Here is a 23,027-nt window from a genome sequence, read left to right as displayed (position 1 = left end):
GCCGCTCCGGATAGTGGCCCCATGCGAGCACTCACGCCGACCGTTCCCGGCAGTACGGGCACGCCCGTCGCGGATCTCCATGCCGCGCTCGACCGGATCGATCGCGGCTCGGGCATCCCTCCCGAGGAGCGGGCGGCACAGTTCTACGGGCACGGGACCGCCGCCGCGGTGCGTGAGTTCCAGGAGGATCTCCAGCTCGACTCCCCCGCCGACGGTGAGGTCGACGCCGCCACCGCGGTCGCGCTCAACGAGCTGCTCTTCGCGTTCGCCCAGTTCGGCCGGGTGGAAGGGAGGCTGCGCACGCCGACGGGTGCACCCGTGGCGGGGGCGGTGGTGGAGGCGGCGGACGCGGAGTTCCTCGACCCGGGCGAGTCCGGGCTCGGACAGACCGTCAGCGAGGCGGACGGCACGTACCGGCTCTTCTACGACCCCGCGCACTACGCGCGGCTGGGGCCGGGCATCGACCGTGTGAAGGCGCGGGTCGCGCTCGTCGTGCGCGTCCGTGACAGGGACGGCAACGTGCTGTCCCAGTCGCTGCCCCGGGACGACCTGCACCGCGTGGAACACGTCGACCTGACACTGCCCCATGCGCCGGTGTCCGCGACTCCGCAGGGGCCCGGGCCGGGAGTGACTCCCGCGACCCCGCAGGGCCCGGGACCGGGACCGACTCCCGCAACCCCCCAAGGCCCAGAAGCAGGACCGACTCCCGCAACCCCCCAAGGCCCGGGCCACACGGTCCCCGCGGCCGGTCCCGGAGGTGTGGCCCCGTCTCCGCCCCCTCGGCCGCCGTCCCCGCCCGCCGCCCCCGCCGGCCTGCGGCCGGACGCTCCCCTGCTGCCGTTCGCCCCGGATCCCCCGCACGGCGACGGCGGGCCCGTGTTCGCGGCCGCCGCGGCCACGCTCGTCGCGGAGGCCGAGGTGCGCGGCCGGGTGTTCACCGACGCGCGCGTGCCCGTCCCCGGCCTGAAGGTCACCGCCGCCGACGTGTTCCTCGCGGACGAGCTCCCGCTGGGCGAGGCGGTCACCGACGCCAAGGGCGGCTACCGCATCGTCTGCGACCTCTCCGCCTCCCGCGCGCGCGGTGCGGCCGCCCCCGACCTCCTCGTCCGTGCCCTGGACGAGCACGGCACCGTCCTGGCCACCGCCCCGGTGGTCTTCTCGGCCGGCGCCGACACGCACGTCGACCTGGCCGTCCCGGCCACCGCGTTCCGGCGCCCCGTCGAGTACGAGCAGCTCACCACCTCGCTGCCCGGCGCTCTTGAGGGTTCGGGACTTCGGCTGGCGGAGCTGACCGAGACGCCGGAGCGGCCCCAGATCACGTATCTCGCGAACAAGTCCGGCTGGGACGCCCGGATGATCGCCATGGCCTCGCTCGCCGAACGTTTCGCGGAGGGCAGCGAGGTCCCGGCTCCGCTCTACTACGCGCTGTTCCGGGCCGGTGTGGCGGCCCGCCCCGGTGTCCTCGGCCGACTGGACCGCCCGACGGTCGAGGGGATCTGGCGCGGCGCCGTGGCCGAGGGGATCGTGCCCGCCGAGCTGGGGGACCGCCTTCCCGGTCTGGTCGAGCGGTTCGCCGCCGAGGGCTCGCGGCAGCTCCTCGACCAGCCGCTCGCCCACGACCGGAGCGGCGACGCCACCCTCGGCGACCTCCTGACGGCCACCGGTCTCGACGACGACCAGAAGGAACGGTTCGCGACCGTCTACCACGCGCGACGCCACGACCCGCCCACCATGTGGGAGGAGGCCACGGCGGCGTTCGCCGCGGCCTCCGGGGAGGCGCCGGACGAGGCCCTGCGCACGGCACGGCTGCTGACCGAGGACATCCGGCTGACCGGCAAACTGGCCCTGCTCACCGGCAACGTGCCCCAGCTCGTCTCGCGCCTCCGTGGCCGGGTCGACGACCGGGACCCGGCCTCGCTGGTGGCCCAGGGGCTGCACCGCGCCGAGAACTGGGATCCGCTCCTCGCCGGTCTTGACGTGCCCGAGGGGATCCCGGGAGAGAGCGAGCCGGAGCGGCGCGCCGCGTACGCGAAGGTGCTGGCCGGTCAGCTCGCGCTCAGCTACCCCACGGCGACCGTCGCCGCGATGGTCGGCGCCGGCGAGCTGGCGCGGGAGGCCGAGGTGCCGGTCCGCGACGAGCTGCACGGCTTCCTGACGGGTCACCAGGACTCCTTCGAGCTGGGCACGCACCCGGTGGACGGCTTCGTGCGCGAGCACGGCATCAGCCTCGGGCCGGACGCCCTCGTCGAACTCCGTACGCTGCAACGGCTGTACCAGATCAGCCCGTCCGACTCGGTGATGGCCGTCCTGGCCGCGCGGGGGATCGACTCGGCCTATGCGGCGGTACGCCACGGCGAGCGGGAGTTCGTCGCCCGCCTCGCGGAGGACCTCGGCGGCGAGGAGGTGGCGCGGCTCACCTATGCCAAGGCGCACCAGGTGCACCACGCCGTACTGAGCCTGGCCGCCGGCTACCTCACGGCCCGCGCCGCACCCGCCCTCCGCGCCGTCCCCGACCCGTTCTCCGGCACGGCGGGGACGGGCGACGACCAGGTCTCCAGCCTTGCCGGTGCGGTCGCCGGCCCCGTCTCCGGCCTTGCCGACGGGGCCGTGCCCGGCGAGGACGGTGCCGCGCCCGCCGCCCAATCCGACAGCGCGGACCTGGAGTCGCTCTTCGGCGGCCTGGACTTCGTCGCCTGCGCGCACTGCCGTTCGGTGCTCTCTCCGGCCGCGTACCTGGTCGACCTGCTGCTGTTCCTGGACCGCGCGCCGAGCGACACCGACGGCGCGCCGAACCCGCTGGACGTCCTCCTCGAACGTCGGCCCGATCTGGCCCATACGGAGCTGACCTGCGAGAACACCAACACCACTCTTCCGTACGTGGACCTGGTCAACGAAGTCCTCGAACACTTCGCCGTCCACAACTTCTCCCTGGCGGGTTTCGAGGGCTTCGACGTTCCGGCCGGCACCGACCCCGAAGCGGAGTCCGCGCGCCTCGCCGCGGCCCCGGAGCACACCGAGAGCGCCGCGTACACGGCCCTGCGCGACGCCCGCTATCCGCTCACCCTCCCCTTCCACCGCGATCTGGCGGAGATCCGGGCCCATCTCGGCCTCGCCCACATCGCCCTCGACACCGCCCTCGAGGTCCTGAGCCCCGGCGGTGGCACGCTGGATCCGCCGCCCGGCGCACCGGAGACCGCCTACGCCCTGCGGGACGTGCTGACCGAGCGCCTGGGGCTCTCGCGCCAGGAGCGGCGCCTGCTCACGGACGGATCGCTGCCCTGGCACGAGCTGCTCGGGGCCGATGTGACCGTGACCACCGAGGCGGAGGCCATCACCGAGCTCAGTTCCGCCAAGACCCTCGCACGGCGCCTGGGCGTCACCCCGACCGAGCTGACCGACCTGCTGCGCTGTCGCTTCGTCAACCCCGCGGTGGCGTTGCTTCCCCAGCTCGAACGACTCGGCGTCGGCTTCGCGGACCTGAGGCGCCTGCACAGCGGCGAGCTCAGCCCGTCGGCCTTCACCGAGCTGTTCCTCACCGACCAGGACTCCGAGGCCTTCGGCGGCGACATTCCCGGCTGGATCCTCGCCCGACACGATCTGATCATGAGTCTGATCACGCTCACCGACCCCGGCACCACCTCCGAGGAAGGCGAGAGCGGCGACGCGGGCGACGGCTCGGCGTTCGACCGGCTCGAACTGCGGCGCGCCCTGCCCGATCCGGCGGCGAACCGGCTGACCCCGGCGGACTTCCGGCGGCTCACCCGGTTCGTGCGGCTCCGGCGCGCTCTGGGCTGGACCGTGGAGCAGACCGACGCGGCTCTGGTGGCCCTGTTCCCCACGGTTCCCCAGCAGCCGGCCGACCCCGCGCGGGACCCCGCGTCCGTCGAACGCGACCGCTTCGACCGGGGCTGCGGAGAGCTGCTCCTGCGGCTGGCCCACGTCCGTACGGCCATGGGACTCCTCGATGTCGAGCCCGTGGAGCTGCCCGCGCTGCTCGCCTGCTGGGCCCCCCTCGACACGGCCGGGCCGCGGTCGCTCTACCACCGGCTGTTCCTCGGCCCCGGCTGCCTGCCCGCCCCGGCCTTCGCCGACGACGGCTACGGCAACGTCCCTGGCGCCCGGGACGCCCGCCTCGCCGACCAGGCCGCTCAGCTCCAGGCCGCGACCGGACTCGACGCGGCCGGACTCGCGGACACCTTCGCGGCTCTCGGCGTCGACGGAGAGACGCCGCTGACGCTGGAGAACGTCAGCGCCGTCTTCCGCCACGGCTGGCTCTCGCGCAGGCTCGGCCTCGCCCCCGCCGATCTCGTCCTGCTGGCCGAGCTCTCCGGCATCGATCCGTTCGCGCCCCTCACCGACACCACGGCCGAGCCGCCACGGGCCGACGACCCGCCCCTGGTCCGTCTGACGGAGCTGGCCCTCCGGCTCGACGCGGCCGGCCTCACGCCCGGCCGGCTGCGCCTGCTGCTGCGCCACGAGGACCCCTCCGGGCACGCCCTGCCACGTGTCGCCGACATCCGTGCCCTGGCCGAGGAGTTGCACCAGGACCTCGTACGGATCGACGCCGAGATCACGGTCGCGGTCGAGGACCCGACGGGCGAACTGGGCCGTGCCCGCCTCGCGCTGCTCTACGGGACGGAGGCCGCCGACACCTTCTTCGGCCTCCTGGACAGCACCCTCGTGTTCTCCGCGCCCTACGCCCGCCCCGACACCGGGGCGGCCTCCACCAAGGAGGCCGGGGAAGCCCCGTACGCCCAGGTCCACCCCGGGCTTCCGAGGGAGCTGCCGGACCTGGCCCCTGGACTGTCGTACGACCCCTTCGCCGGCACGCTGAGCCACCGGGGTGCCGTCCCGACGCCGGTCCGCGACGCGGTCCGCGACGCGTACGGCGCGTCCTCCGCCCTCGCCACCGCCGTCGGGCGGCTGTACGAGCTGTCCCGCGCCGACGCCGAGGAGTTCTTCACCCGGTACCCGGACCTGCGAGCCGCGTACACCACCTACGTCGACACGGCTGGGCCCCGGGAGGACCGGATGCGCGGCCTGCTCGACGGGATCCTGCCCGGGATCCGCGACCGGCTCCAGCGCCGCCAGGTCCACCAGCGGCTGGCCGCCGAATGCGGGGTGACGCCCGCGGAGATCGCCCCGCTCCTTGACGACCCGGCGCTGCTCGGCTCGTCCGCCGTCCCGGGCCGCGCTGCCGTCGAGGACGCCCTGGCCCTGGTCCGTACCGGACTGACGCTGAAGGTCTCCGGGGAGCAGGCGACGGCCGAAGGCCCGTCATTCCGTGCCGGGGACTCCTTTGAACAGGAGGCCAAGGACACCTCGTACGGGACGTACCAGGGCACGGTCGGTCACGCGGCGGGCAGCGAGCGGCGCGGCTTTCTGAGCGCGCCCGACAACGGCCTGTTCACCTTCACCGTCAGCGCCCCCGCCCCGGCCGACTACACCCTCGCCGTCGACGGCGTCGACATCCCCCTCACGCCGGAGCCCGACGGGTCCGGGACCTCCTGGACGAGCGGCCCCGTCGCGCTGTCCGCCGGCCCGCTGGCCGAGCTGCGGCTGACCGCCAGTCCTGAGGCCTCTCCCGTGCTCGGCTGGGGGGCCAGCGGCCGCGCGAGGGAGGCCGTGCCCGAGGCCGCGCTCCGCCCGGCCGCCGAGTTCGCCGCGTTCACCGCCACCTGGATCCGGCTGACCAAGGTCCTCGACCTGGCGAGGACGCTGGGGCTGTCCGTGGCGGAGCTCCGGCACTTCGCCGCCGACCCCGGCCACGCGATCGACGGCACGAGCTGGCTCCACGCCGTGCCCGTCGTCCCGCCCGACGCCGCCCAGGGCCCCGACAGGGCACGCGAGCGCGCCCTGTTCGCAGCCGCCGACGCCCTGGCGCGGTACGTGGCGCTCCGCCGCGACCTCGGGGTGCCGGGGGACGCCCTCCTCGCGGTACTGCGCGACCCGGCCGCCACCGGTCCCGACGGGCGCCCCTCGCGCTCCACGCTGCCCGGCTGGGACGAGTCCGCGCTGGAGGACGTACTCCTGCGCACCGGCCTGAGCGCGGCGGACCTCGCCTCCGTGACCGGACTGCGGCGCGTCACCGCGGTCTTCGCTCTCGCCGCCACCACCCGTGTCAGCACCCGTGAGCTGCTGGACACACTCACCAACGAGCCCGCTCCCGGGGCCGCCGCGACCGTACGCCAGGCCTTGCGCGCCCACTACGACGAGGCGGGCTGGCTGAGCCTGCTCCGCCCGCTGAACGACGGGTTGCGCCGCGCCCGGCGGGACGCGCTGACCGCGTACGCCCTGCACGGTCTGGCCCGGAATCCCGCCACCCGCGCCATCGACACCCCGGACAAGCTGTTCGAGCACACGCTGATCGACGTGCAGATGGACCCCTGCATGCAGACCTCCCGCATCAAGCAGGCCATCTCGACGGTCCAGCTGTTCGTCCAGCGGGTGCTGCTCAACCTGGAGCCGCGGGTCTCACCGGCCGCGATCAAGGCCGGCCAATGGGAGTGGATGAAGCGGTACCGGACCTGGGAGGCCAACCGCACGGTCTTCCTCCATCCCGAGAACTGGCTGGAGCCGGAGCTGCGGGACGACAAGTCGCCGCAGTTCCGCGAGCTGGAGAGCAGGCTCCTGGCGGGGGACATCACCGACGACGCCGCGGCCGGCGCCGTCGGGCACTACCTGGAGGAGCTGGCCGGGGTGGCCAAGCTCGACATCCTCTGCGTGTACGTCGACGAGCGCGACACCGGGCCTTCCATCGGCGCCGCCGACGACGTCGTCCATGTGGTCGCCCGCGGCGGCGGCGGCCGCCGCGAGCACTACTACCGCCGACGCGCCCAGGGAACCTGGTCACCCTGGGAGCGGATCGCGCCCGACATCGCCGGCGACCATCTGACGATGACGGTCTGGAACGGGCGGCTGCTGCTGTTCTGGCTCGTCCTCCGGGAGGAGCCGGTCGCCGCGCGGGTGGCGGCCGAGCAGCCGCTCATCGAGATGCGGGGGCGCGACGTCCCCAGTCCTCCGATGGTCCACATGACCACGACGCTCGGCTGGAGCGAGTACACCAACGGCCGCTGGCAGTCCGCGCGCACCTCCGACCCGAACCGACCGCTGCGGATCGGCGGCCCCGATCACCCCGGCGGTTTCGACCGGCAGAACCTCGCGCTGTTCCCCACGGTCGAGGCCGACGGCCGGCTGTGGGTCAATCTGGCGCACATGACCTGGCACGGCGGCTACGCCTTCGTCCTGGACAACCTGCACTCCGTACCGACCGGCGTCAACGAGACGCGGTTCTTCGTGAACCCCGAGGAGCGCCGCCGGTACGTCTCCGTGTCGGACGGGGTCTCGCTCCACTACCTCGGACCGCTGGAGCTCGAACACACCGTGCTCCGCAACTCCGCGGGGCTCACCCAGGTGTTCGGGTGGCACGCGCTCGACAACCCGTACGAGGCCCCCTTCTTCCTGCAGAACCGGCGCCGCGTCTTCTACGTCCGTCCCCGGGTCTCCCACACCACCATCCGCTTCTTCGACGACCTCCCTGTCCCCCTCGACCCCGTGACCGTCGGCAGGCCGCTCTTCCCCGGCGCCCACCGGCTGCCGGAGGAGGACCTGGTCCTGCCGGAGCGCGACCTGCCCCGCCCGCATCCCGACCTCGTGACCGGGCTCATCGACCCGACGCCGGTGGAGACCCTGCTGGCCTCCGACGGACGGATCCGCACCGTCCTGGACGGCGGAGACGCCGTGCTCTTCGACGGGCTCCCCATCGGCCCGGCCGGCTCCCTCGACGGCGCACCGCCCGTCGAACGCCCCTGACGAAAGGCCGACCAGCATGGACAGAGCAGCGGTCCTTCCCGGCTTCCACCACGAGGCGCTGCGGCGCGAGCTCCTCACCCGGCTGGGCTCCACCCTCCTCATCAGCCGGCCGGTGGTGACCTATACCTTCGACAACCACTACCACCCCTATGCCGGGGAGCTGCTGGCGCTGCTCAACCGGTACTCGCTGGACGGACTGCTCGACCCGACCCGGCACGCCGCCATGCGGAACGACTTCTTCGACTCCCTCTTCGAACCGGTCACCGACGACAGCAGCGTCGGCGGGGTCCACTCCCGTCCGGAGGAGATCGACCTCGACGAGCTGGGCCCCTATGCCGGCTACAACTGGGAGCTGCTCTTCCACATCCCCTTCACGATCGCCGTCCACCTCAGCAAGAACCAGCGCTTCGCGGAGGCCCAGCGCTGGTTCCACCGCATCTTCGACCCGACGACCGACGAGACCGACCAGCCCGAACCGCAGCGCTACTGGAAGTTCCTGCGTTTCCGCCGGAGCGGACGCCCCAAGGGGATCGACGAGCTGCTGGCCCTGATGGCCAAGCCCGCCGACACGTGCACCCCTGAGGAGCTCGCCACCCGGGAGCTGATCCTCTACGGGTACGAGGCGGTCCGCGCCAGGCCGTTCCAGCCGCACGCCGTGGCCCGGACGCGTGTCTCCGCCTACCAGTACGCGGTCGTCATGAAATACCTCGACAACCTCGTCGCCTGGGGCGACAGCCTCTTCCAGCAGGACACCATCGAGGCTCTGAACGAGGCCACCCAGCTGTACGTGCTCGCCGCCGACCTGCTCGGGCCCCGGCCGCAGGAGGTGCCCCGCGCGGGCGAGGTACGCCCCAAGACCTTCGGGGAGCTGCGCGGGAAACTCGACCCGCTCGGCAACGCCCTCGTCGACCTGGAGGTGCGCTTCCCCTTCAACCTCTACCGCCCGGCGAGCGACGGCGTGGACACCGACGCGAGCGCGCCCGTGCTCGGTCTTGGCCGCACCCTGTACTTCTGTGTACCGCCCAACGAGAAGCTGCTCGGTTACTGGGACCTGGTCGAGGACCGCCTGTTCAAGATCCGCAACTGTATGACCCTGGGGGGCGTCGTACGGCAGCTGCCCCTCTTCGAACCGAGGCTGGACCCCGGCCTGCTGGTGAAGGCGGCCGCGGCCGGCATCGACGTGTCCAGCGCGGTGGGCGGGCTGCAGCAGCCGCAGTCACCCGTACGCGCGGCCACGCTCCTCACGAAGGCCCAGGAGATCTGCGCGGCGGTCCGCGAACTGGGCGGCGCCCTGCTCTCGGCCTTGGAGAAGCAGGACAACGAACAGCTCGCGCTGTTGCGGCAGCAGCACGAGATCGGCGCGCAGAAGCGGGTTCAGGACGTGCGTTTCCTGCAGTGGAAGGACGCCGAGGAGGCCACCGAGAACCTGCTGCGCGCCCGGGAGACGCTCTTCGACCGCTACCGCCACTACCAGTTGCTGCTCGGCAGGAAGGACGCCGACATCGCCCGCCACCGGTCCCTCGCCCTGGCGCGTACGCCCGTCACCGAGGAGAACTTCGACGAGGTGCACCGCGATCTCGTCACGCGGTACGCGACGCCGATCCCGCCCGAGCGGGACGAACCCGGCTCCCTCGCGCACGCCTCCGCCCCCGGAGCCCAGGCGGGGCTGACCTCCGTGAGCGATCTACGGCTCATCCCCGGCGAGGACCGGGAGCTCAACCAGCACATGCCCGCCGCTCAGGACCGGCAGCGCGAGGCCGTCGAGGTCGACACGCTGTACAGCGTCCTCGGCATGCTGCCCAACTTCGGCATCGACATCGAGCCCTTCGGACTAGGCGGCCACATGGAACTGGGCGGCCCCACGCTCTCCGCCATCGGCCGCATCCTGTCCGGCCGCGAACGCGGCGAGGCCGAACGCGCCGTCGCCGAAGGCGGCCGCGCCGGGCGCACCGCCGGCTACGAGCGGCGCATGGAGGACTGGATCCACCAGAGCAACACGGCGGCGTACGAGCTGATGGCCAACGGGCGGCAGCTCATCTCCTCGCTGATCCGCGAGCAGATCGCCAGGCGTGAGTACGACAACCTCCAGAAGGAGCTCGAACAGTCCTTCGCGATGGAACGGTCGCTGCGCGAGAAGTTCACCGGCGCCGAGCTGTACGGCTGGATGCAGGGCGAGCTGTCCAAGCAGTTCTACGCCTGCTACCGGATGGCCTTCGACGTGGCCCGCCGGGCCGAGCAGACCGTCAAGCGCGAACTGATGCGACCGGAGCTCGACCAGAGCGAGTTCATCAAGTTCAACTACTGGGACGGCGGCCGACGCGGTCTGCTGGCCGGCGAGGCCCTCCAGCTCGACCTCAAACGGCTGGAGCTGGCGTACCACGAGCACAACCGCCACGAGTTCGAACTCACCAAGAACGTCTCCCTCGCCCAGCTCGACCCGCTCGCCCTGATGCGGCTGCGGGAGACGGGCACCTGCGAGTTCGGTCTGCCCGAGTGGCTCTACGACCTCGACTGCCCGGGCCACTACCTGCGCCGGATCAAGAGCGTCGGGCTCACCCTGGCCGCCGTGACGGGCCCCTACACCGGGGTGCACGCGACCCTGACGCAGCTGCGTTCCTCGGTGCGGCTGACCCCGCTGGCCAAGGAGGGCGAGGGAGGACCGTACGCCCGCAAGGAGAGCGACGACCGCTTCGCCGACTACACCGGGTCCGCGCCGTCCATCGTGACGAGCACGGGCAACAGCGACTCCGGCATGTTCGAGACGAACCTGCGCGAGGACCGCTACCTGCCGGCCGAGGGCACCGGCGCGGTCGGCCAGTGGCGGGTCGAACTCCCGGCCCGATTCCGGAGCTTCGACTACGGCACCATCAGCGACCTCGTCCTGCACGTCCGCTACACAGCCCGGCCGGGCGGCGCGAAACTGCGCGCCGAGGCGGAGGAGTTCGTCGCGGCCCAGCTGCGGGAGGCCGACCGGGCGGGCCTGACGCGGCTGTTCAGCCTCCGCCACGACTTCTCCTCCGCCTGGCACGCCTTCGTCATGGGCGATACGGACTTCACGGCCACCCTGACGGCGGAGCACTTCCCCTTCTTCGCCCAGTCCGGTCCGATCAGGATCACCGGAGCCGAACTCCACCGCACCGGCCCTGGCGACACCCCTCCCCTGCGTCTGACGGACGACGCCGTGGAGACCCTCTCCTCGGCCATGGAGAGCACCCGCACGGCAGCCCTCACCCTCACCGCGGACGACCGCGTCCTCACCCGCGACGCGACGACAGACGTGGTCCTGCTGCTGCGCTATGCCCTCGACACGGCGCCCTGACTCGGCGGGTCATGGCGCTTGGTACGGACTCGGATGTCCTCCGAACCTCGGGCACCGGGGATCACTCGGAATGGGGGTTTGGTCGGGATCTCGGAAGGCAGTCGGTTTCGGCACCCGCCGCCTATGCCACGTTGTCCGCATGAACGATTCTCCTGCAGAAGGCCTCGAACCCGACGGCGCGTCAGGCCGACAGTGCGAGCGCTTTCAGGGCGACGCTCCTGAAAGCGAACGCTGCCCCGCCCCCGCGCAGTTCACGATCGGGCGGCACGTCTATTTCCCGATTCTGGTATGCACGGCGCACCTCGGCCTGGCGCTGTTACAGGCTCCGAACGTTCTGTGGCCGCCGGAGATCACACGACTGAAATGACCTCTGCCCCCATGGCGTACCGCGTCCTCACCTTTCAGCGAGGGGCGGTTCAGCCTTGCAGGAAGGCGGGGCGCCCCATCCACCAGTTGCCGGTGGCCCGAGGGTCCGAACTGGACCAGAACTCGATGACCGCGTTGGTGAACTCATCGGGTGACAGCATGCCGTTGCCGTCGGTGTCGAGGTGACCGAACGCCTCAGCCGCCTCCTCCTCCGTGAACTGCGGGAAATGCCCGCGCTGGAACGCGAGGAACTCGTCGGGGCTGATCTGGCCGTCCTGGTCGATGTCGGCGATCGAGAGATACGTCTCGGCAAGCCTGCCGAGGGTCGCCCGGGCAGCCTCGGGGTTCTCGGCCAGCGTACGGGTCGAGGCGACGAACCGGTCCTTGGGAATACCGGGGCTCCCGGCCGGGACGAACGGCAGATGCACCTCCCGCCAGATGGTCGTGTAGGCGAGCACGATCCGTTCCGCCTCCGGGGAGTCCTCGGCGTGCCCGAGGGAGGACGCCACCCGGCGGCCCATCTCCACGTGGTCGTCCTGGGTGAGCGTGCCGTTCCCGTTCACGTCGAGCCGGTCGAAGCCCTGCTCGATCTTCGCCGTCAGAAAGTCCTGGCTGGCCATCGCCACTCCTCATACATCTGCGCACACAAGGGCAGGATGCCGATACGCACCCTGCCGCACGCCCAACGAACAGATGATCAGAAGGAAACGCCCCCGGAGCGGGCGGGGCGGTGGCGGTGCCGGTCGTTCCCTCGGCACCGCCCCGGTCCGGCGATCGCTCCTCTGTTCGCGAAAACGTGCGCCCGGGCCGCCGATCGGCCACCACCCCCTGAGGAGATGCCACGCCCGCGAGACGGCCTCGTCTGCGGCCGGCCGGGGACGGCCCTCACTCTGCCGTGGCCGGCAGCAGCTCGCGGTCGCGGCCCGCGCTCCACGAACACTGACAGTGCGCCGGGGCAACGGCTGGCGCCCCCCACGCCACACACGGGCCGGTGGGGCTCGGATGACGCAGGAAGCCTGGCTGACAGCCGGAACGCGCCATATTTCGTCGTTCGCAGTCGCGCCCCACTTCGCCGTTTGACGAAGCCCGGCGGCCCCGGAGCGGCCGCGAGACCGCCGATGTCCGGTTCGCGAGACAACATCCGGACGTCTGAAAATCTTTGCATGTTCTTGCAGCAAGTTCTTGCAGGATCGCACGATGTGGACATGAACGTTTCCTTCTTCACCCGCCCTGCCGCCCTCACCGTCGCGAGTGCGGCGGCCCTCCTCATGGGCCTGACCGCCGCCCCGTCCGCCACAGCAGCCGAAGGCTCGGCTCCCGCGTGCGTGGAGTACTACTCCGGGTGGCGATACACCACCGTGGTCAACTCCTGCGACACCGCTGTCTCCGTCACGGTCGAGTACACCAACAGCCAGCCCGCCCCGTGCCGCGTCCTCGAGCCCGGCGCAACGGCGACCTTCGCCGGCTATGGGACGGACTCCAACTATGTGACCGGTCTGCGGACGTGCGAACCTACGGTCCTCACAGGGTGATGTACCCGCCGCCCCCACCCTCGTGGCTCCAATAGGTTCCTCCGCAGCTCTGGGGGCGTTCGACCAGGCCGAGCCCGTATCGGCTGCCGGGCCACAGCTGTTGGACCTCCGCGCTCACGGGGACGGTCTGTTTCATCTCGGCCGGCTGCCGCGCCGCGAGGAGGCGGCCGGCTCGGACATCGTTCGATCAAGGTCACGGTGGACCAATACGGCCACCTCACGCCGGACGGCCAGGAGCGCTGCCGTCAGGTCGTCGAGACGGCCGTGGGCCCGCACATGCTCACACCAGGCCGAGCGACCGCAGCGCGCGGTGCTGGGCCGGTGTCGGCCTGTCCGGCCAGAAGACGTAGCAGACCCCGCCCGTCCCGCCTCTGACCTTGCCGTTCGCGTCGTAGCGCTTCGTACGCAGCCAGATGTTCTCCCACTCGCGCCGTCGGTAGATCCGGCGCACGGCCTCGTTGTCCGGTGAGGCGGGGTCGTTGGCGATGACGTCGCCGTCCGCCGTGAAGCCGATGACGGTCATGAGGTGGCCGGCGGTGCCGTAGCCCGCTCCCGTCAGTTCCTCCTTGCGGAAGGACTGGGACGTTATGGCCGGGATACCGGCCCGGACCAGGCTCTCCAGTTCGGTGAGCGAGCGCAGCCGGGTGACCACCGCGTTCATGTCGGGGTACGTGGCCGCGTAGGCGGTGTTGAAGGGCCAGTTGCCGCAGCCCTCGTACTGGTGGTCATAGGTGTATCGGGCGGCGTGGCAGACCTGGGGGTCCTCGAAGGCCGGGTTCACCCAGGCCAGCTCCTCCGCCGACGGTCGGCGCCCCCAGTACTCGACGATCATCTGGGAGGAGGTCGGGCTGCACCAGGCCTCGCCGCCGTTGTCGTACTCGGGGTACTGCCCGATGTGGGTGTTCTGGGAATAGCGCGGCACGGTCAGCTCGGAGGCGGGACCCGGCTCGGAGGCCGGGACCGTGAAGCGGTCCGGGATGTCCGATGCCATCGCGCCCAGCCGCCAGACCGTGGGCGTGACGGTGCTCCCCGGGGTGCGGTACAGCGTCAGGCGCAGTCGGTACGAGACGAGCCGCAGCCCGCTCGCCGCGTCGTCGATCGCGAGGGTGTCGGTCCAGACGGTGCTCCTGCCGTCGGTCTGGTCGTCGACGGAGGTGCGCCGGATGTCGCCGTCGCCGGAGGCCCAGCGGCCCAGGACGTACCAGGGTGTGGCGGTGGCGTCGGTGTAGGTGCCGGACAGTTCGACCTGGAGCCAGGTGCCGGGTGGGGTGCGGGCGTTCCAGGAGGCGATGACCTCGGTGGCGGGAACGGTCGGGGTGTGGACGGGCGAGGTCCAGCTCGCGTACTCCCAGGCGGAGGTCCGCCCTGTGTGCGGGTCGGTGTAGTCGGTGCGTCCGGCGGGCGTGGCGAGGACCAGGCCCGGACGGTGTCCGGCGACCGCCCGGGTGCCGGCGGCGCTGCCGCACCTCCAGTCGGTGTACGAGGACCAGAAGCGGTTGTCGACGAGTCCGGGCGCGGGGGTGTGGTCCCGGGCCGCGGAGGCGGGTGTGGCGGAGGCGGTGGCCGGTGCGGCGCCGGCGGCGGTGGCGGCCGTTCCGGCGGCCGCGAGGGCCGCGGCGAGGACGGTTCTGCGCGGGGTGGAGCTGGTCATGGGCGGTGACCCCCAGTCGAGAACGGTGGGCGTACGGACCTGTGGACGAGCGGGTGGCGGGAACGGCGGGCGACCGGACCTCCGGCCCCCGGTCTCCGAGGGCCCTGGCCGCGGAGTACGAGGCCGGGACCGCACGAGGCCGGACCGTACGAGCCCATGGCCGTACGAGCCCGGAACCGCACGAGCCCGTAGGGGTTACGGGCCGGGCCGCCCGGCCCACTATCGCGGCTCGCGGCAGGCCTCCGCCAGCACTTCGCCCCGCGTCGCCGCACCAATATTGGTCTCGACCGGTGGCGGCGGTACCTTGCTGACCTGCGACGGTGCCCCGCTCCCCTACCCTGGGCCCATGAACGACCTCGACCGCGCGGCACACGCGCTGCTCCGGCTGCCGCCCTCCTGCGGACCGGTCCGGCTGGTCGCGGTCGACGGCCACGCCGGCTCCGGCAAGTCCACCCTCGCGGCCCGCCTCTCCGCCGCCCTCGGCGACGCCCCCGTCCTCCACCTCGACGATCTCGCCACGCACGAGGAGCTCTTCGGGTGGACCGGCCGGCTGCGCGAGCAGGTCCTCGACCCCCTCGCGCGCGGAGAGACGGCGTCCTACCGCCCGTACGACTGGACGCTGCGGCGCTTCGGGGAGGCGCGGACGCTGCCCCCGGCGCCCGTCGTGATCGTCGAGGGCGTCGGCGCGGGACGGCAGGCGGTGCGGCCGTTCCTGGCGTGGCTGCTGTGGATGGAGCGCGGCCCTGAGGAGTCCTGGGCGCGGGGCCGCGACCGGGACGGTCCCGAACAGGCCGCCTTCTGGGACGGCTGGACCGTGGCGGAGACTCGCCATTTCACCGAGGACCCCTCCCGGCCTCACGCGGACACCCTGGTACGGGAGTGCCGCACGGGTTACGACTGGCTTCCCGGTCCGGGTGTGACAGCGGGCGCGGACCAGATCATCACGTACCGTGACGGCTTCATGTCCGTGAACTGAGAGGCCGAAAGTCCGCTTTCGCAAGTGCCTCAACTCCGCTTGACCCCGGAGCCGCACAGGTCTTACGTTCTGAATGTGCGGCTTTTCGGAGCCGCCGCAGACGCGAAGCCCCCGGTTGTTCCCCCGTGATCGGGGGCTTCGTTCTGCCCCTGGCGGCCCCCCGACGGCCCTCTCCCGGGCCCTTCGCGACCCCTGGCGCTCACCCAGGGTCACCGCTTCCGGATCATGCGCTTCTCCTTAAGCGCGCACCCCCTGCGCAGGTACGATGCCCCCAGGTGCGGTCAAATCCCGTCCATGCGAAGACGGTTGTGGGGGACCCGATGGACATCGGCACGCAGGGCGCGCAGGCCCCCGCCGAGCTCGCCTGGCTGCGCGGAGTCGACGCCTACACGATGGGCGCCTATCCGCAGGCGGAGGACGAGTTCCGGACGGCGGTACGGATGGACCCCGGGATGGCGGACGCCTGGCTCGGGCTGCACGCGCTCCGGGTCGACACCACGACCGCGCTGCTGCGGATGTACCGCAACCGCGACCGCTTCGGCGAGCAGCGGGCCCGCTACCGGCGCACCCTCAACTCCTGGTACTGGCTGGGCTGGTGGGTGCAGCCGGTCCTCGAGAGCCCGCGCGACCTGCTGCTCGCGCACGCCTCCCACTGGCTCGACGGGCGCCACGTACCGGAGCTCGACCGGGCGCTCGCGGGGCTCCCTCCGGTCGACACCGACCCCCAGGTGCGCTTCCTGCACGCCTGCCGGTCCTATCTGGTCAAGGACTGGGACCAGCTCGTACGGCACACCGAGACCCTCGTCGACGACCCGCTGCTCGGCATCGAGGCCGGGCTCTTCGGCGGCATGGCCCGGGTCCGCCTTGAGATGTACGGCCAGGCCGAACCCCTGCTCTCGGCCTCGCTGATGCGGTGCCGCAGCGAGCAGCCCCAGCGCAAGGAGCTGCGCTACTGGCTGGCCCGCGCGCACGAGGGCACCGGGCGCAGCGCCGCCGCCCTGCCGCTCTACCGGGCCGTGCACCGGATCGACCCGACGTTCATGGACACCGCCGCGCGGCTCGCCGCGATCGCCGAGTATGACGGTTTCGAGGGGTACGACGGCGTGGACGACCCGGCCGGCCTCGCGACGGTGGCCCTGGGCACCGTCGGCGGGGGGCTCGGCCAGGACGCCGGGGACACCGCGCCCGGCGCCGATCCCGACCCCGGGCCGCTGGGCGACGGGCTGCGGCTCGCACCCGAGCCCGTACCGCCGGTGGCGCCGCTCACCCCGCCGGAGACCGTACGGCAGAAGGCCCCCCTGCCCTCCCAGCCGGTGCCGCCCCGCTTCCCCGAGGGGCCCACCGACCCGGCGCTGCTCGCGGAGGCGCTCGCCGAGCTTGAGGGCATGGTCGGCATGGAGCCGGTGAAGCGCCAGGTCAAAGCGTTGTCGGCGCAGCTGGAGATGGCACGGCTGCGGGCGGACCAGGGCCTTCCCGTCCAGCCTCCCAAGCGTCACTTCGTCTTCTCCGGGCCCTCGGGCACCGGAAAGACCACGGTCGCCCGCATCCTCGGCCGGGTCTTCTACGCCCTCGGGCTGCTCGGCGGCGACCATCTCGTCGAGGCCCAACGGGCCGACCTGGTGGGTGAGTTCCTCGGTCAGACCGCGGTCAAGGCCAACGAGCTGATCGACTCGGCGGTCGGCGGGGTGCTCTTCGTGGACGAGGCGTACGCGCTCTCCAACACCGGCTACAGCAAGGGCGACGCCTACGGGGACGAGGCCCTCCAGGTCCTCCTCAAACGGGCCGAGGACAACCGCGACCACCTCGTGGTCATCCTGGCCGGCTACCCCGAGGGCATGGACCGGCTGCTCAACACCAACCCCGGTCTGTCCTCCCGGTTCACCACCCGGGTCGACTTCCCCTCGTACCGGCCGCTGGAGCTCACCGCCATCGGCGAGGTGCTCGCCGCGGCCAACGGCGACGGCTGGGACGAGGAGGCCCTTGAGGAACTGCGCTCGATCAGCGGACACGTCGTCGAGCAGGGCTGGATCGACGAACTGGGCAACGGGCGCTTCCTGCGAACCCTGTACGAGAAGTCCTGCGCCTACCGGGACCTGCGGCTCTCCGGCTACGCGAGCACCCCGACCCGGGAGGACCTCGCCACCCTCCGGCTCGCCGACCTCATGCAGGCGTACGGCGAGGTCCTGTCGGGCCGCGGTCCGGTCGACCGCGGCCCGCAGCAGGACACCCCCTAGGGGGCCCTAGGGGGTGTCCTGCTGATCCGGCCTGATCGACAAGACATCCCCTAGCCGGCCCCGAGCGGCTGGGCTGAAGACGCCGAGCGGTGCCGGTGCGCGGGGTCGCGGACCTCGCCCACCAGCATCTCCAGGACGTCCTCGAGGGCGACCAGGCCGAGCACCCGGCCCGAGCCGTCCTCGACCTGCGCCAGATGGGTGGCGGCGCGGCGCATCACGGTGAGGGCGTCGTCGAGGGGCAGTTCGGCGGGGACCGTCGCCATCGGCCGCCACAGCCGCGGCGGCACCGGCCGCTCCCTCTCATCCAGATCGAGGACGTCCTTCACGTGCACGAAGCCCTGAAAGGCGGTGCCCTCCTCGGCGCGGACCGGGAAGCGCGAGTACCCGGTGCGGACGGTCAGCTCCTCGATCTCGCGCGGGGTGACCGTCGGGGGGACCGTGATCAGGGAGGCGGGGGCGATGAGGACGTCCGTCACCGGGCGGGTGCCCAGTTCGAGCGCGTCCTCCAGGCGTTCCTGCTCGGCCGGGTCGAGCAGTCCGGCCTGCCCGGCGTCCTCGACGAGCCGGCCCAGCTGGGCGCGGGTGAAGACCGCCTCCACCTCGTCCTTCGGTTCGACCTTGAACGCCCGCAGGACGAGCCGGGCGCAGGCGCCGAGCGCGGCCGTGACCGGACGGCAGAGCCGGGCGAAGCCGACGAGGCCCGGGGCGAGCCAGAGCGCGGTCCGTTCGGGCGCGGCCATCGCCAGGTTCTTCGGGACCATCTCGCCGATGACGAGGTGGAGGAAGACGACCGCGGCGAGGGCGATGACGTAACCGAGGGGATGGATCAGTCCCTCGGGGACGCCGACCGTGTGGAAGACGGGTTCGAGGAGACGGGCGACGGTCGGCTCGGCGACGGCACCGAGCGTCAGGGAGCAGACGGTGATGCCGAACTGGGCGGCCGCCATCATCTGCGGCAGGTTCTCCAGACCGTGCAGGACCTGCTGGGCACGGGCGCCGCCGAGCGGTTCGATCTGGCTGCGGCGGACGGAGACGAGGGCGAACTCGGCTCCGACGAAGAAGCCGTTGGCGAGGACGAGGAGGACGGCGAAGAGCAGGGGGAGGGTGCTCATCGGACGCCCTCCGCGACCAGCGGGGCGGAGGAGGGCGCAGAAACCGGGCCCTGACCCGCGACCGGCGACGCAGCCGGGCTCCCGCCCCGGCCCGCGACCGGCTCCGCGACCCGGCTCCGGTCCTGGCCGGCGTCCAGCTCCGCGACCGGGCTCCGGTCCCGGCCGGCAGCCGGCTCCACGACCCGGCCCGCGGCCGGTGCCGCGACCCGCTCCCGGCCCCGGTCCGCGACCGGCTCAAGGGCCGTCCGTACGATCCGGACACGCTCGGCGCGGTAGCGGTCGACCTGGCGCACCGAGAGCCGCCAGCCGGGGAGTTCGGCCCGGTCGCCCGGGGCGGGGATGCGCCCGAGGAGGTCGGCGACGAGCCCGGCGACGGTCTCGTACGGCCCTTCAGGCACGTCGAGGCCTATCCGGCGCAGCGTGTGGACCCGGCAGGAACCGTCGGCGTCCCAGGCCGGCCGGCCGTCCTCGGCGGGGGCGGTGGCCAGTTCGGGCCGGCCGTCGCTCACGGTGTCGTGCTCGTCGCGGACCTCGCCGACGAGTTCCTCGACGATGTCCTCCAGGGTGACGACACCGGCGGTGCCGCCGTACTCGTCGACGACCACCGCGATCGGCTGCTCGCGGCGCAGCCGCTCCAGGAGGGTCTGGGCGGGCAGCGTCTCGGGCACGAGGAGCGGGGGGACCGCGATCCGGCCCACGGGGGTACGGAGCCGGGCGTGCGGGGCGACGGCGAGCGCGTCCTTGAGGTGGACCATGCCGACGATCTCGTCGATGCGGTCGCGGTAGACGGGGAAGCGCGAGAGGCCGGTGGCACGCGTGAGGTTGACGACGTCGGCCGCGGTGGCGTCCCACTGGAGCGCGCTGACCTTCACGCGCGGGGTCATGACCTGCTCGGCGGTCAGGCCGCCGAGGGACAGGGTCCGTACGAAGAGGTCCGCGGTGTCCTGTTCGAGGGCGCCGGCCAGGGCCGAGTGCCGGGCGAGGGAGACCAGTTCGCCGGGGGTGCGGACGGAGTCCAGCTCCTCGGTGGGCTCGACGCCCAGGAGCCGGACCAGCCGGTTGGCGACCCGGTTGAGCAGGGAGATCACCGGCCGGAAGAGCGCGGAGAAGCGGCGCTGCGGGGTGGCCACGAAGCGGGCCACCTGGAGCGGCCGGGAGACCGCCCAGTTCTTCGGTACGAGCTCGCCGATCACCATCTGGACGGCGGAGGCGAGCAGCATCCCGATCACCACCGAGATCCCGGAGACCGCCCCGGCGGGCAGTCCGGTCGCGGTGAGCGGGCCGTGCAGCAGTCCGGCGAGCGCGGGCTCGGCGAGCATGCCGACGACGAGCGAGGTGAGGGTGATGCCGAGCTGGGTCCCGGAGAGCTGGAAGGACAGCTCGCGCAGGGCCTCGACGACGGTGCCGGCGCGCCGGTCACCGGCGGCCGCGGCCCGCTCGGCCTCGGCGCGCTCGACGGTCACGAGTCCGAACTCTGCGGCCACGAAGAAACCGTTGGCGAGGATGAGGACGAAGGCCGCGACGAGCAGCAGAAGGGAGATGATCATGCCGCCGCCTCCTGGGAGGGGGCGGCGCGGGTACTACCGGACGATCCGTCCATTGCTGGAGGGAGTCACTCCTCGGGTCGAAGGGTGGCCTCGCGGGCCGCGGCGGCGGCCCTGCACACGCGAGGCGGTGGTGCGCTCGGCACCACCGCGTCCAGAGTAGTCACGCGAAGGGCCCGAGGGGCAGGGGGCCCGCCCCGGATGGGGGACGGTCCGGGGTTCCGCCGGAGGGGGAGCCCCTGGCGTGACCCCGCGGTCCCGGCCGGGTTCAGGCCGTCCGCTCCGCGCCCGTCCCGTGGGTCTCGGCCAGGACCCGCAGGGCGCGGGCGTCCCGGATGGCCGCTTCCCTGGCGATGCCGGGCTGGATGCCGAGGGCGGGCAGGCTGGTGCCGTCGCTCAGGTCGAGGAAGACCCAGGCGTCGCCCGGGCGAAGGTTCACCTTGAGGATCTCCGCCCAGGCGAGCCGCCGGGTCCGGGTGATGTTGACGACCGTGACACCCTCGTCGTCGGCGACGACCTTGGGGCGGCTCAGCAGGACGAGGACCCCGAGGAAGAGCGCGGCGGTGAAGACGAAGCTGACGCGCTCCCCCGGCCCGAGCCGCTCCAGCATCAGCGCGACGGCGGTGATCACGACGAACATCGTGATTCCCACGGTCAGCAGGACGGCCCGGGTGCGTCCGGGGCGGAAGGTGACCGGGAGGGCGGGGGCGGCGGGCTGGGACATCGGGTGTTCCTCGGAGCCTCGGGGCGTACGGTCCGTGCCGTCAGAGGCGGCAGGCGTGGATGGCGGTGGTGAGGATGGCGCGGGCGCCGATCTCGTACAGGTCGTCCATGATCCGCTGCGCCTCCTTGGCGGGGACCATCGCGCGGACGGCGACCCAGCCCTCGTTGTGCAGCGGGGAGATGGTCGGCGACTCCAGGCCCGGGGTGAGGGCGACGGCCTGCTCCAGGTGCTCGGCGCGGCAGTCGTAGTCCATCATCACGTACGACCGGGCGACGAGGACGCCCTGGAGGCGGCGGAGGAACTGCTGGACCTGCGGGTGGTCGTCCTCGGCGCCGTGGCGGCGGACGACGACGGCCTCGGAGGTCAGGATCGGCTCGCCGATGACTTCGAGGCCCGCGTTGCGCAGGCTGGTGCCGGTCTCCACGACGTCGGCGATGACCTGGGCGACGCCCAGCTGGATCGCGGTCTCGACGGCGCCGTCCAGGTGGACGACGGAGGCGTCGATCCCCTGGTCGGCGAGGTGCTTGGCGACGATGCCCTCGTAGGAGGTGGCGATCGTCATGCCGCCGAAGTCCTCGGGGCCGTTCGCGGTGCCCGGGCGCGTGGCGTACCGGAAGGTGGAGCGGCCGAAGTTCAGCGCGAGGATCTCCTCGGCGCTGGCGCCGGAGTCCAGGAGCAGGTCGCGGCCGGTGATGCCGATGTCCAGCTTCCCGGACGCGACGTAGATCGCGATGTCCTTCGGGCGCAGGTAGAAGAACTCGACCTCGTTGTCGGGGTCGATGACCACGAGCTCCTTGGACTCCTTGCGCTGGCGGTAGCCGGCCTCATGGAGCATTGCCGACGCAGGTCCGGAGAGGGAACCCTTGTTGGGAACGGCGATGCGCAGCATGGGGTGAGCTTCCTTTGCGTGGGAGTGGTGGGGAGACCGGTGAGTCGTGCTCAGAGGTGGGCGTAGACGTCGTCGAGCGAGATCCCGCGGGCGACCATCATCACCTGGACGTGGTACAGCAGCTGCGAGATCTCCTCGGCGGCGGCTTCCTTGCCCTCGTACTCGGCGGCCATCCAGACCTCGGCGGCCTCTTCGACGACCTTCTTGCCGATGGCATGGACGCCCTTGCCCACCAGCTCCGCGGTGCGGGAGGTGGCCGGGTCGCCGGTCTCTGCCTTGAGCTTGAGCTCGTCGAAGAGCTCTTCGAAGCTCTTCCGGGTTTCGTTCGCCATGATGGTCCTAAGAGTACGGGGTGAGGGTCGCGTCACTAGCGCCAGGGTTCGCTGACCGTGCGCAGCGTCGTCGCGGTCGCGACGGCGGCGGTGACGGCCTCGTGGCCCTTGTCCTCGCTGGAGCCTTCGAGGCCGGCCCGGTCGAGGGCCTGTTCCTCGGTGTCGACGGTGAGGACGCCGAATCCGACGGGTACGCCGGTGTCGATCGAGACCTGGGTGAGGCCGTGGGTGACGCCCTGGCACACGTACTCGAAGTGCGGCGTTCCGCCGCGGATGACGACGCCGAGCGCCACGATGGCATCGTAGCCGCGCCCCGCGAGGACCTTCGCCACGACCGGGAGCTCGAAGCTGCCGGGGACGCGCAGCAGCGTCGGCTCCTCGATGCCGAGCTCGCTCAGGGCGCGCAGGGCGCCGTCGACGAGACCGTCCATGATCTTCTCGTGCCACTGCGCCGCGACGACCGCGACCCGCAGGTCACCGCAGTTCTTCACGCTGAGGACGGGTGCGCCCTTGCCGCTCATGTCTCTCCTTGAACC

Annotated in this window: 14 protein-coding genes; 6 read left to right on the top strand and 8 right to left on the bottom strand. The window is 72.3% G+C overall.

Annotation, left to right across the window (positions count from 1 at the left end; genetic code table 11):
* Positions 1-21: 21 nt before the first annotated feature.
* The 3 genes from ACFVYX_RS30865 (at position 22) to ACFVYX_RS30855 (ending at position 11,498) form a co-directional block, all read left to right on the top strand.
* Positions 22-7,812 carry a neuraminidase-like domain-containing protein gene (locus ACFVYX_RS30865; RefSeq protein ID WP_389684769.1) on the top strand — a complete coding sequence of 2,597 codons (7,791 nt, stop codon included), beginning with the start codon at positions 22-24 and terminating at the stop codon, positions 7,810-7,812.
* 16 nt (positions 7,813-7,828) lie between these two features.
* On the top strand, positions 7,829-11,131 hold the full coding sequence (locus ACFVYX_RS30860; protein WP_389684768.1) for a hypothetical protein: 3,303 nt from the start codon (positions 7,829-7,831) through the stop codon (positions 11,129-11,131).
* A gap of 139 nt (positions 11,132-11,270) precedes the next feature.
* Positions 11,271-11,498 (top strand): hypothetical protein, encoded by a 228-nt coding sequence (locus tag ACFVYX_RS30855; protein ID WP_389684767.1) that lies wholly within the window; start codon positions 11,271-11,273, stop codon positions 11,496-11,498.
* Between the two features lie 49 nt (positions 11,499-11,547).
* On the opposite strand, the gene ACFVYX_RS30850 is transcribed toward ACFVYX_RS30855, so the two are convergent.
* Positions 11,548-12,117 carry an EF-hand domain-containing protein gene (locus ACFVYX_RS30850; RefSeq protein ID WP_389684766.1) on the bottom strand — a complete coding sequence of 190 codons (570 nt, stop codon included), beginning with the start codon at positions 12,115-12,117 and terminating at the stop codon, positions 11,548-11,550.
* A 585-nt stretch (positions 12,118-12,702) separates the two neighbouring features.
* On the opposite strand from ACFVYX_RS30850, the gene ACFVYX_RS30845 reads away from it, so the two are divergent.
* Positions 12,703-13,029: an alpha-amylase gene (locus tag ACFVYX_RS30845; RefSeq protein WP_389684765.1), complete on the top strand. Its 327-nt coding sequence runs from the start codon at positions 12,703-12,705 to the stop codon at positions 13,027-13,029.
* A 280-nt stretch (positions 13,030-13,309) separates the two neighbouring features.
* Here ACFVYX_RS30845 and ACFVYX_RS30840 read toward each other — a convergent pair whose 3' ends face one another.
* A complete protein-coding gene (locus ACFVYX_RS30840) occupies positions 13,310-14,680 on the bottom strand; it encodes a peptidase C39 family protein (protein ID WP_389684764.1) in 1,371 nt (456 codons plus the stop codon).
* 346 nt (positions 14,681-15,026) lie between these two features.
* Here ACFVYX_RS30840 and ACFVYX_RS30835 point away from each other — a divergent pair, with 346 nt between their 5' ends.
* Together ACFVYX_RS30835 and ACFVYX_RS30830 are read left to right on the top strand one after the other, a co-directional pair.
* Complete coding sequence (locus ACFVYX_RS30835) at positions 15,027-15,656, top strand: uridine kinase (RefSeq protein ID WP_389684763.1); 630 nt, start codon at positions 15,027-15,029, stop codon at positions 15,654-15,656.
* 320 nt (positions 15,657-15,976) lie between these two features.
* Entirely contained in the window at positions 15,977-17,890 is a 1,914-nt protein-coding gene (locus ACFVYX_RS30830) for an AAA family ATPase (protein ID WP_389684762.1), read from the top strand.
* 50 nt (positions 17,891-17,940) lie between these two features.
* Here the strand turns inward: ACFVYX_RS30830 and ACFVYX_RS30825 are convergent, their stop codons facing one another.
* The 6 genes from ACFVYX_RS30825 to ribH form a co-directional block, all read right to left on the bottom strand.
* A complete protein-coding gene (locus ACFVYX_RS30825; RefSeq protein ID WP_389684761.1) occupies positions 17,941-19,002 on the bottom strand; it encodes a hemolysin family protein in 1,062 nt (353 codons plus the stop codon).
* Positions 18,999-20,549, bottom strand: coding sequence for a hemolysin family protein (locus tag ACFVYX_RS30820; RefSeq protein ID WP_389684760.1), 1,551 nt, complete (start codon positions 20,547-20,549; stop codon positions 18,999-19,001). Before ACFVYX_RS30820 ends, ACFVYX_RS30825 begins: the two co-directional genes overlap by 4 nt.
* 265 nt (positions 20,550-20,814) lie before the next feature.
* Positions 20,815-21,270, bottom strand: coding sequence for a PH domain-containing protein (locus ACFVYX_RS30815; protein WP_389684759.1), 456 nt, complete (start codon positions 21,268-21,270; stop codon positions 20,815-20,817).
* Positions 21,271-21,310: 40 nt separating this feature from the next.
* A complete protein-coding gene (hisG, locus tag ACFVYX_RS30810; protein WP_389684758.1) occupies positions 21,311-22,159 on the bottom strand; it encodes an ATP phosphoribosyltransferase in 849 nt (282 codons plus the stop codon).
* 50 nt (positions 22,160-22,209) lie between these two features.
* On the bottom strand, positions 22,210-22,491 hold the full coding sequence (locus tag ACFVYX_RS30805; protein WP_030493648.1) for a phosphoribosyl-ATP diphosphatase: 282 nt from the start codon (positions 22,489-22,491) through the stop codon (positions 22,210-22,212).
* 35 nt (positions 22,492-22,526) lie between these two features.
* Positions 22,527-23,012: a 6,7-dimethyl-8-ribityllumazine synthase gene (gene ribH / locus ACFVYX_RS30800; RefSeq protein ID WP_384116252.1), complete on the bottom strand. Its 486-nt coding sequence runs from the start codon at positions 23,010-23,012 to the stop codon at positions 22,527-22,529.
* Positions 23,013-23,027 lie beyond the last annotated feature (15 nt).

This window comes from Streptomyces sp. NPDC058326, from assembly GCF_042879855.1.
In the GTDB taxonomy this organism is placed as follows: Bacteria; Actinomycetota; Actinomycetes; order Streptomycetales; family Streptomycetaceae; genus Streptomyces.
Note: the sequence above shows the minus strand (reverse complement) of the source record. Positions and strands in the feature narration are given on the sequence as shown.

What these genes read in the sequence shown, in the direction of transcription:
- ACFVYX_RS30865 (WP_389684769.1), top strand. Translation starts at nt 22, where the DNA reads ATGCGAGCACTCACGCCGACCGTTCCCGGCAGTACGGGCACGCCCGTC.
- ACFVYX_RS30860 (WP_389684768.1), top strand. Translation starts at nt 7,829, where the DNA reads ATGGACAGAGCAGCGGTCCTTCCCGGCTTCCACCACGAGGCGCTGCGG.
- ACFVYX_RS30855 (WP_389684767.1), top strand. Translation starts at nt 11,271, where the DNA reads ATGAACGATTCTCCTGCAGAAGGCCTCGAACCCGACGGCGCGTCAGGC.
- ACFVYX_RS30850 (WP_389684766.1), bottom strand. Translation starts at nt 12,117, where the DNA reads ATGGCCAGCCAGGACTTTCTGACGGCGAAGATCGAGCAGGGCTTCGAC.
- ACFVYX_RS30845 (WP_389684765.1), top strand. Translation starts at nt 12,703, where the DNA reads ATGAACGTTTCCTTCTTCACCCGCCCTGCCGCCCTCACCGTCGCGAGT.
- ACFVYX_RS30840 (WP_389684764.1), bottom strand. Translation starts at nt 14,680, where the DNA reads ATGACCAGCTCCACCCCGCGCAGAACCGTCCTCGCCGCGGCCCTCGCG.
- ACFVYX_RS30835 (WP_389684763.1), top strand. Translation starts at nt 15,027, where the DNA reads ATGAACGACCTCGACCGCGCGGCACACGCGCTGCTCCGGCTGCCGCCC.
- ACFVYX_RS30830 (WP_389684762.1), top strand. Translation starts at nt 15,977, where the DNA reads ATGGACATCGGCACGCAGGGCGCGCAGGCCCCCGCCGAGCTCGCCTGG.
- ACFVYX_RS30825 (WP_389684761.1), bottom strand. Translation starts at nt 19,002, where the DNA reads ATGAGCACCCTCCCCCTGCTCTTCGCCGTCCTCCTCGTCCTCGCCAAC.
- ACFVYX_RS30820 (WP_389684760.1), bottom strand. Translation starts at nt 20,549, where the DNA reads ATGATCATCTCCCTTCTGCTGCTCGTCGCGGCCTTCGTCCTCATCCTC.
- ACFVYX_RS30815 (WP_389684759.1), bottom strand. Translation starts at nt 21,270, where the DNA reads ATGTCCCAGCCCGCCGCCCCCGCCCTCCCGGTCACCTTCCGCCCCGGA.
- hisG (WP_389684758.1), bottom strand. Translation starts at nt 22,159, where the DNA reads ATGCTGCGCATCGCCGTTCCCAACAAGGGTTCCCTCTCCGGACCTGCG.
- ACFVYX_RS30805 (WP_030493648.1), bottom strand. Translation starts at nt 22,491, where the DNA reads ATGGCGAACGAAACCCGGAAGAGCTTCGAAGAGCTCTTCGACGAGCTC.
- ribH (WP_384116252.1), bottom strand. Translation starts at nt 23,012, where the DNA reads ATGAGCGGCAAGGGCGCACCCGTCCTCAGCGTGAAGAACTGCGGTGAC.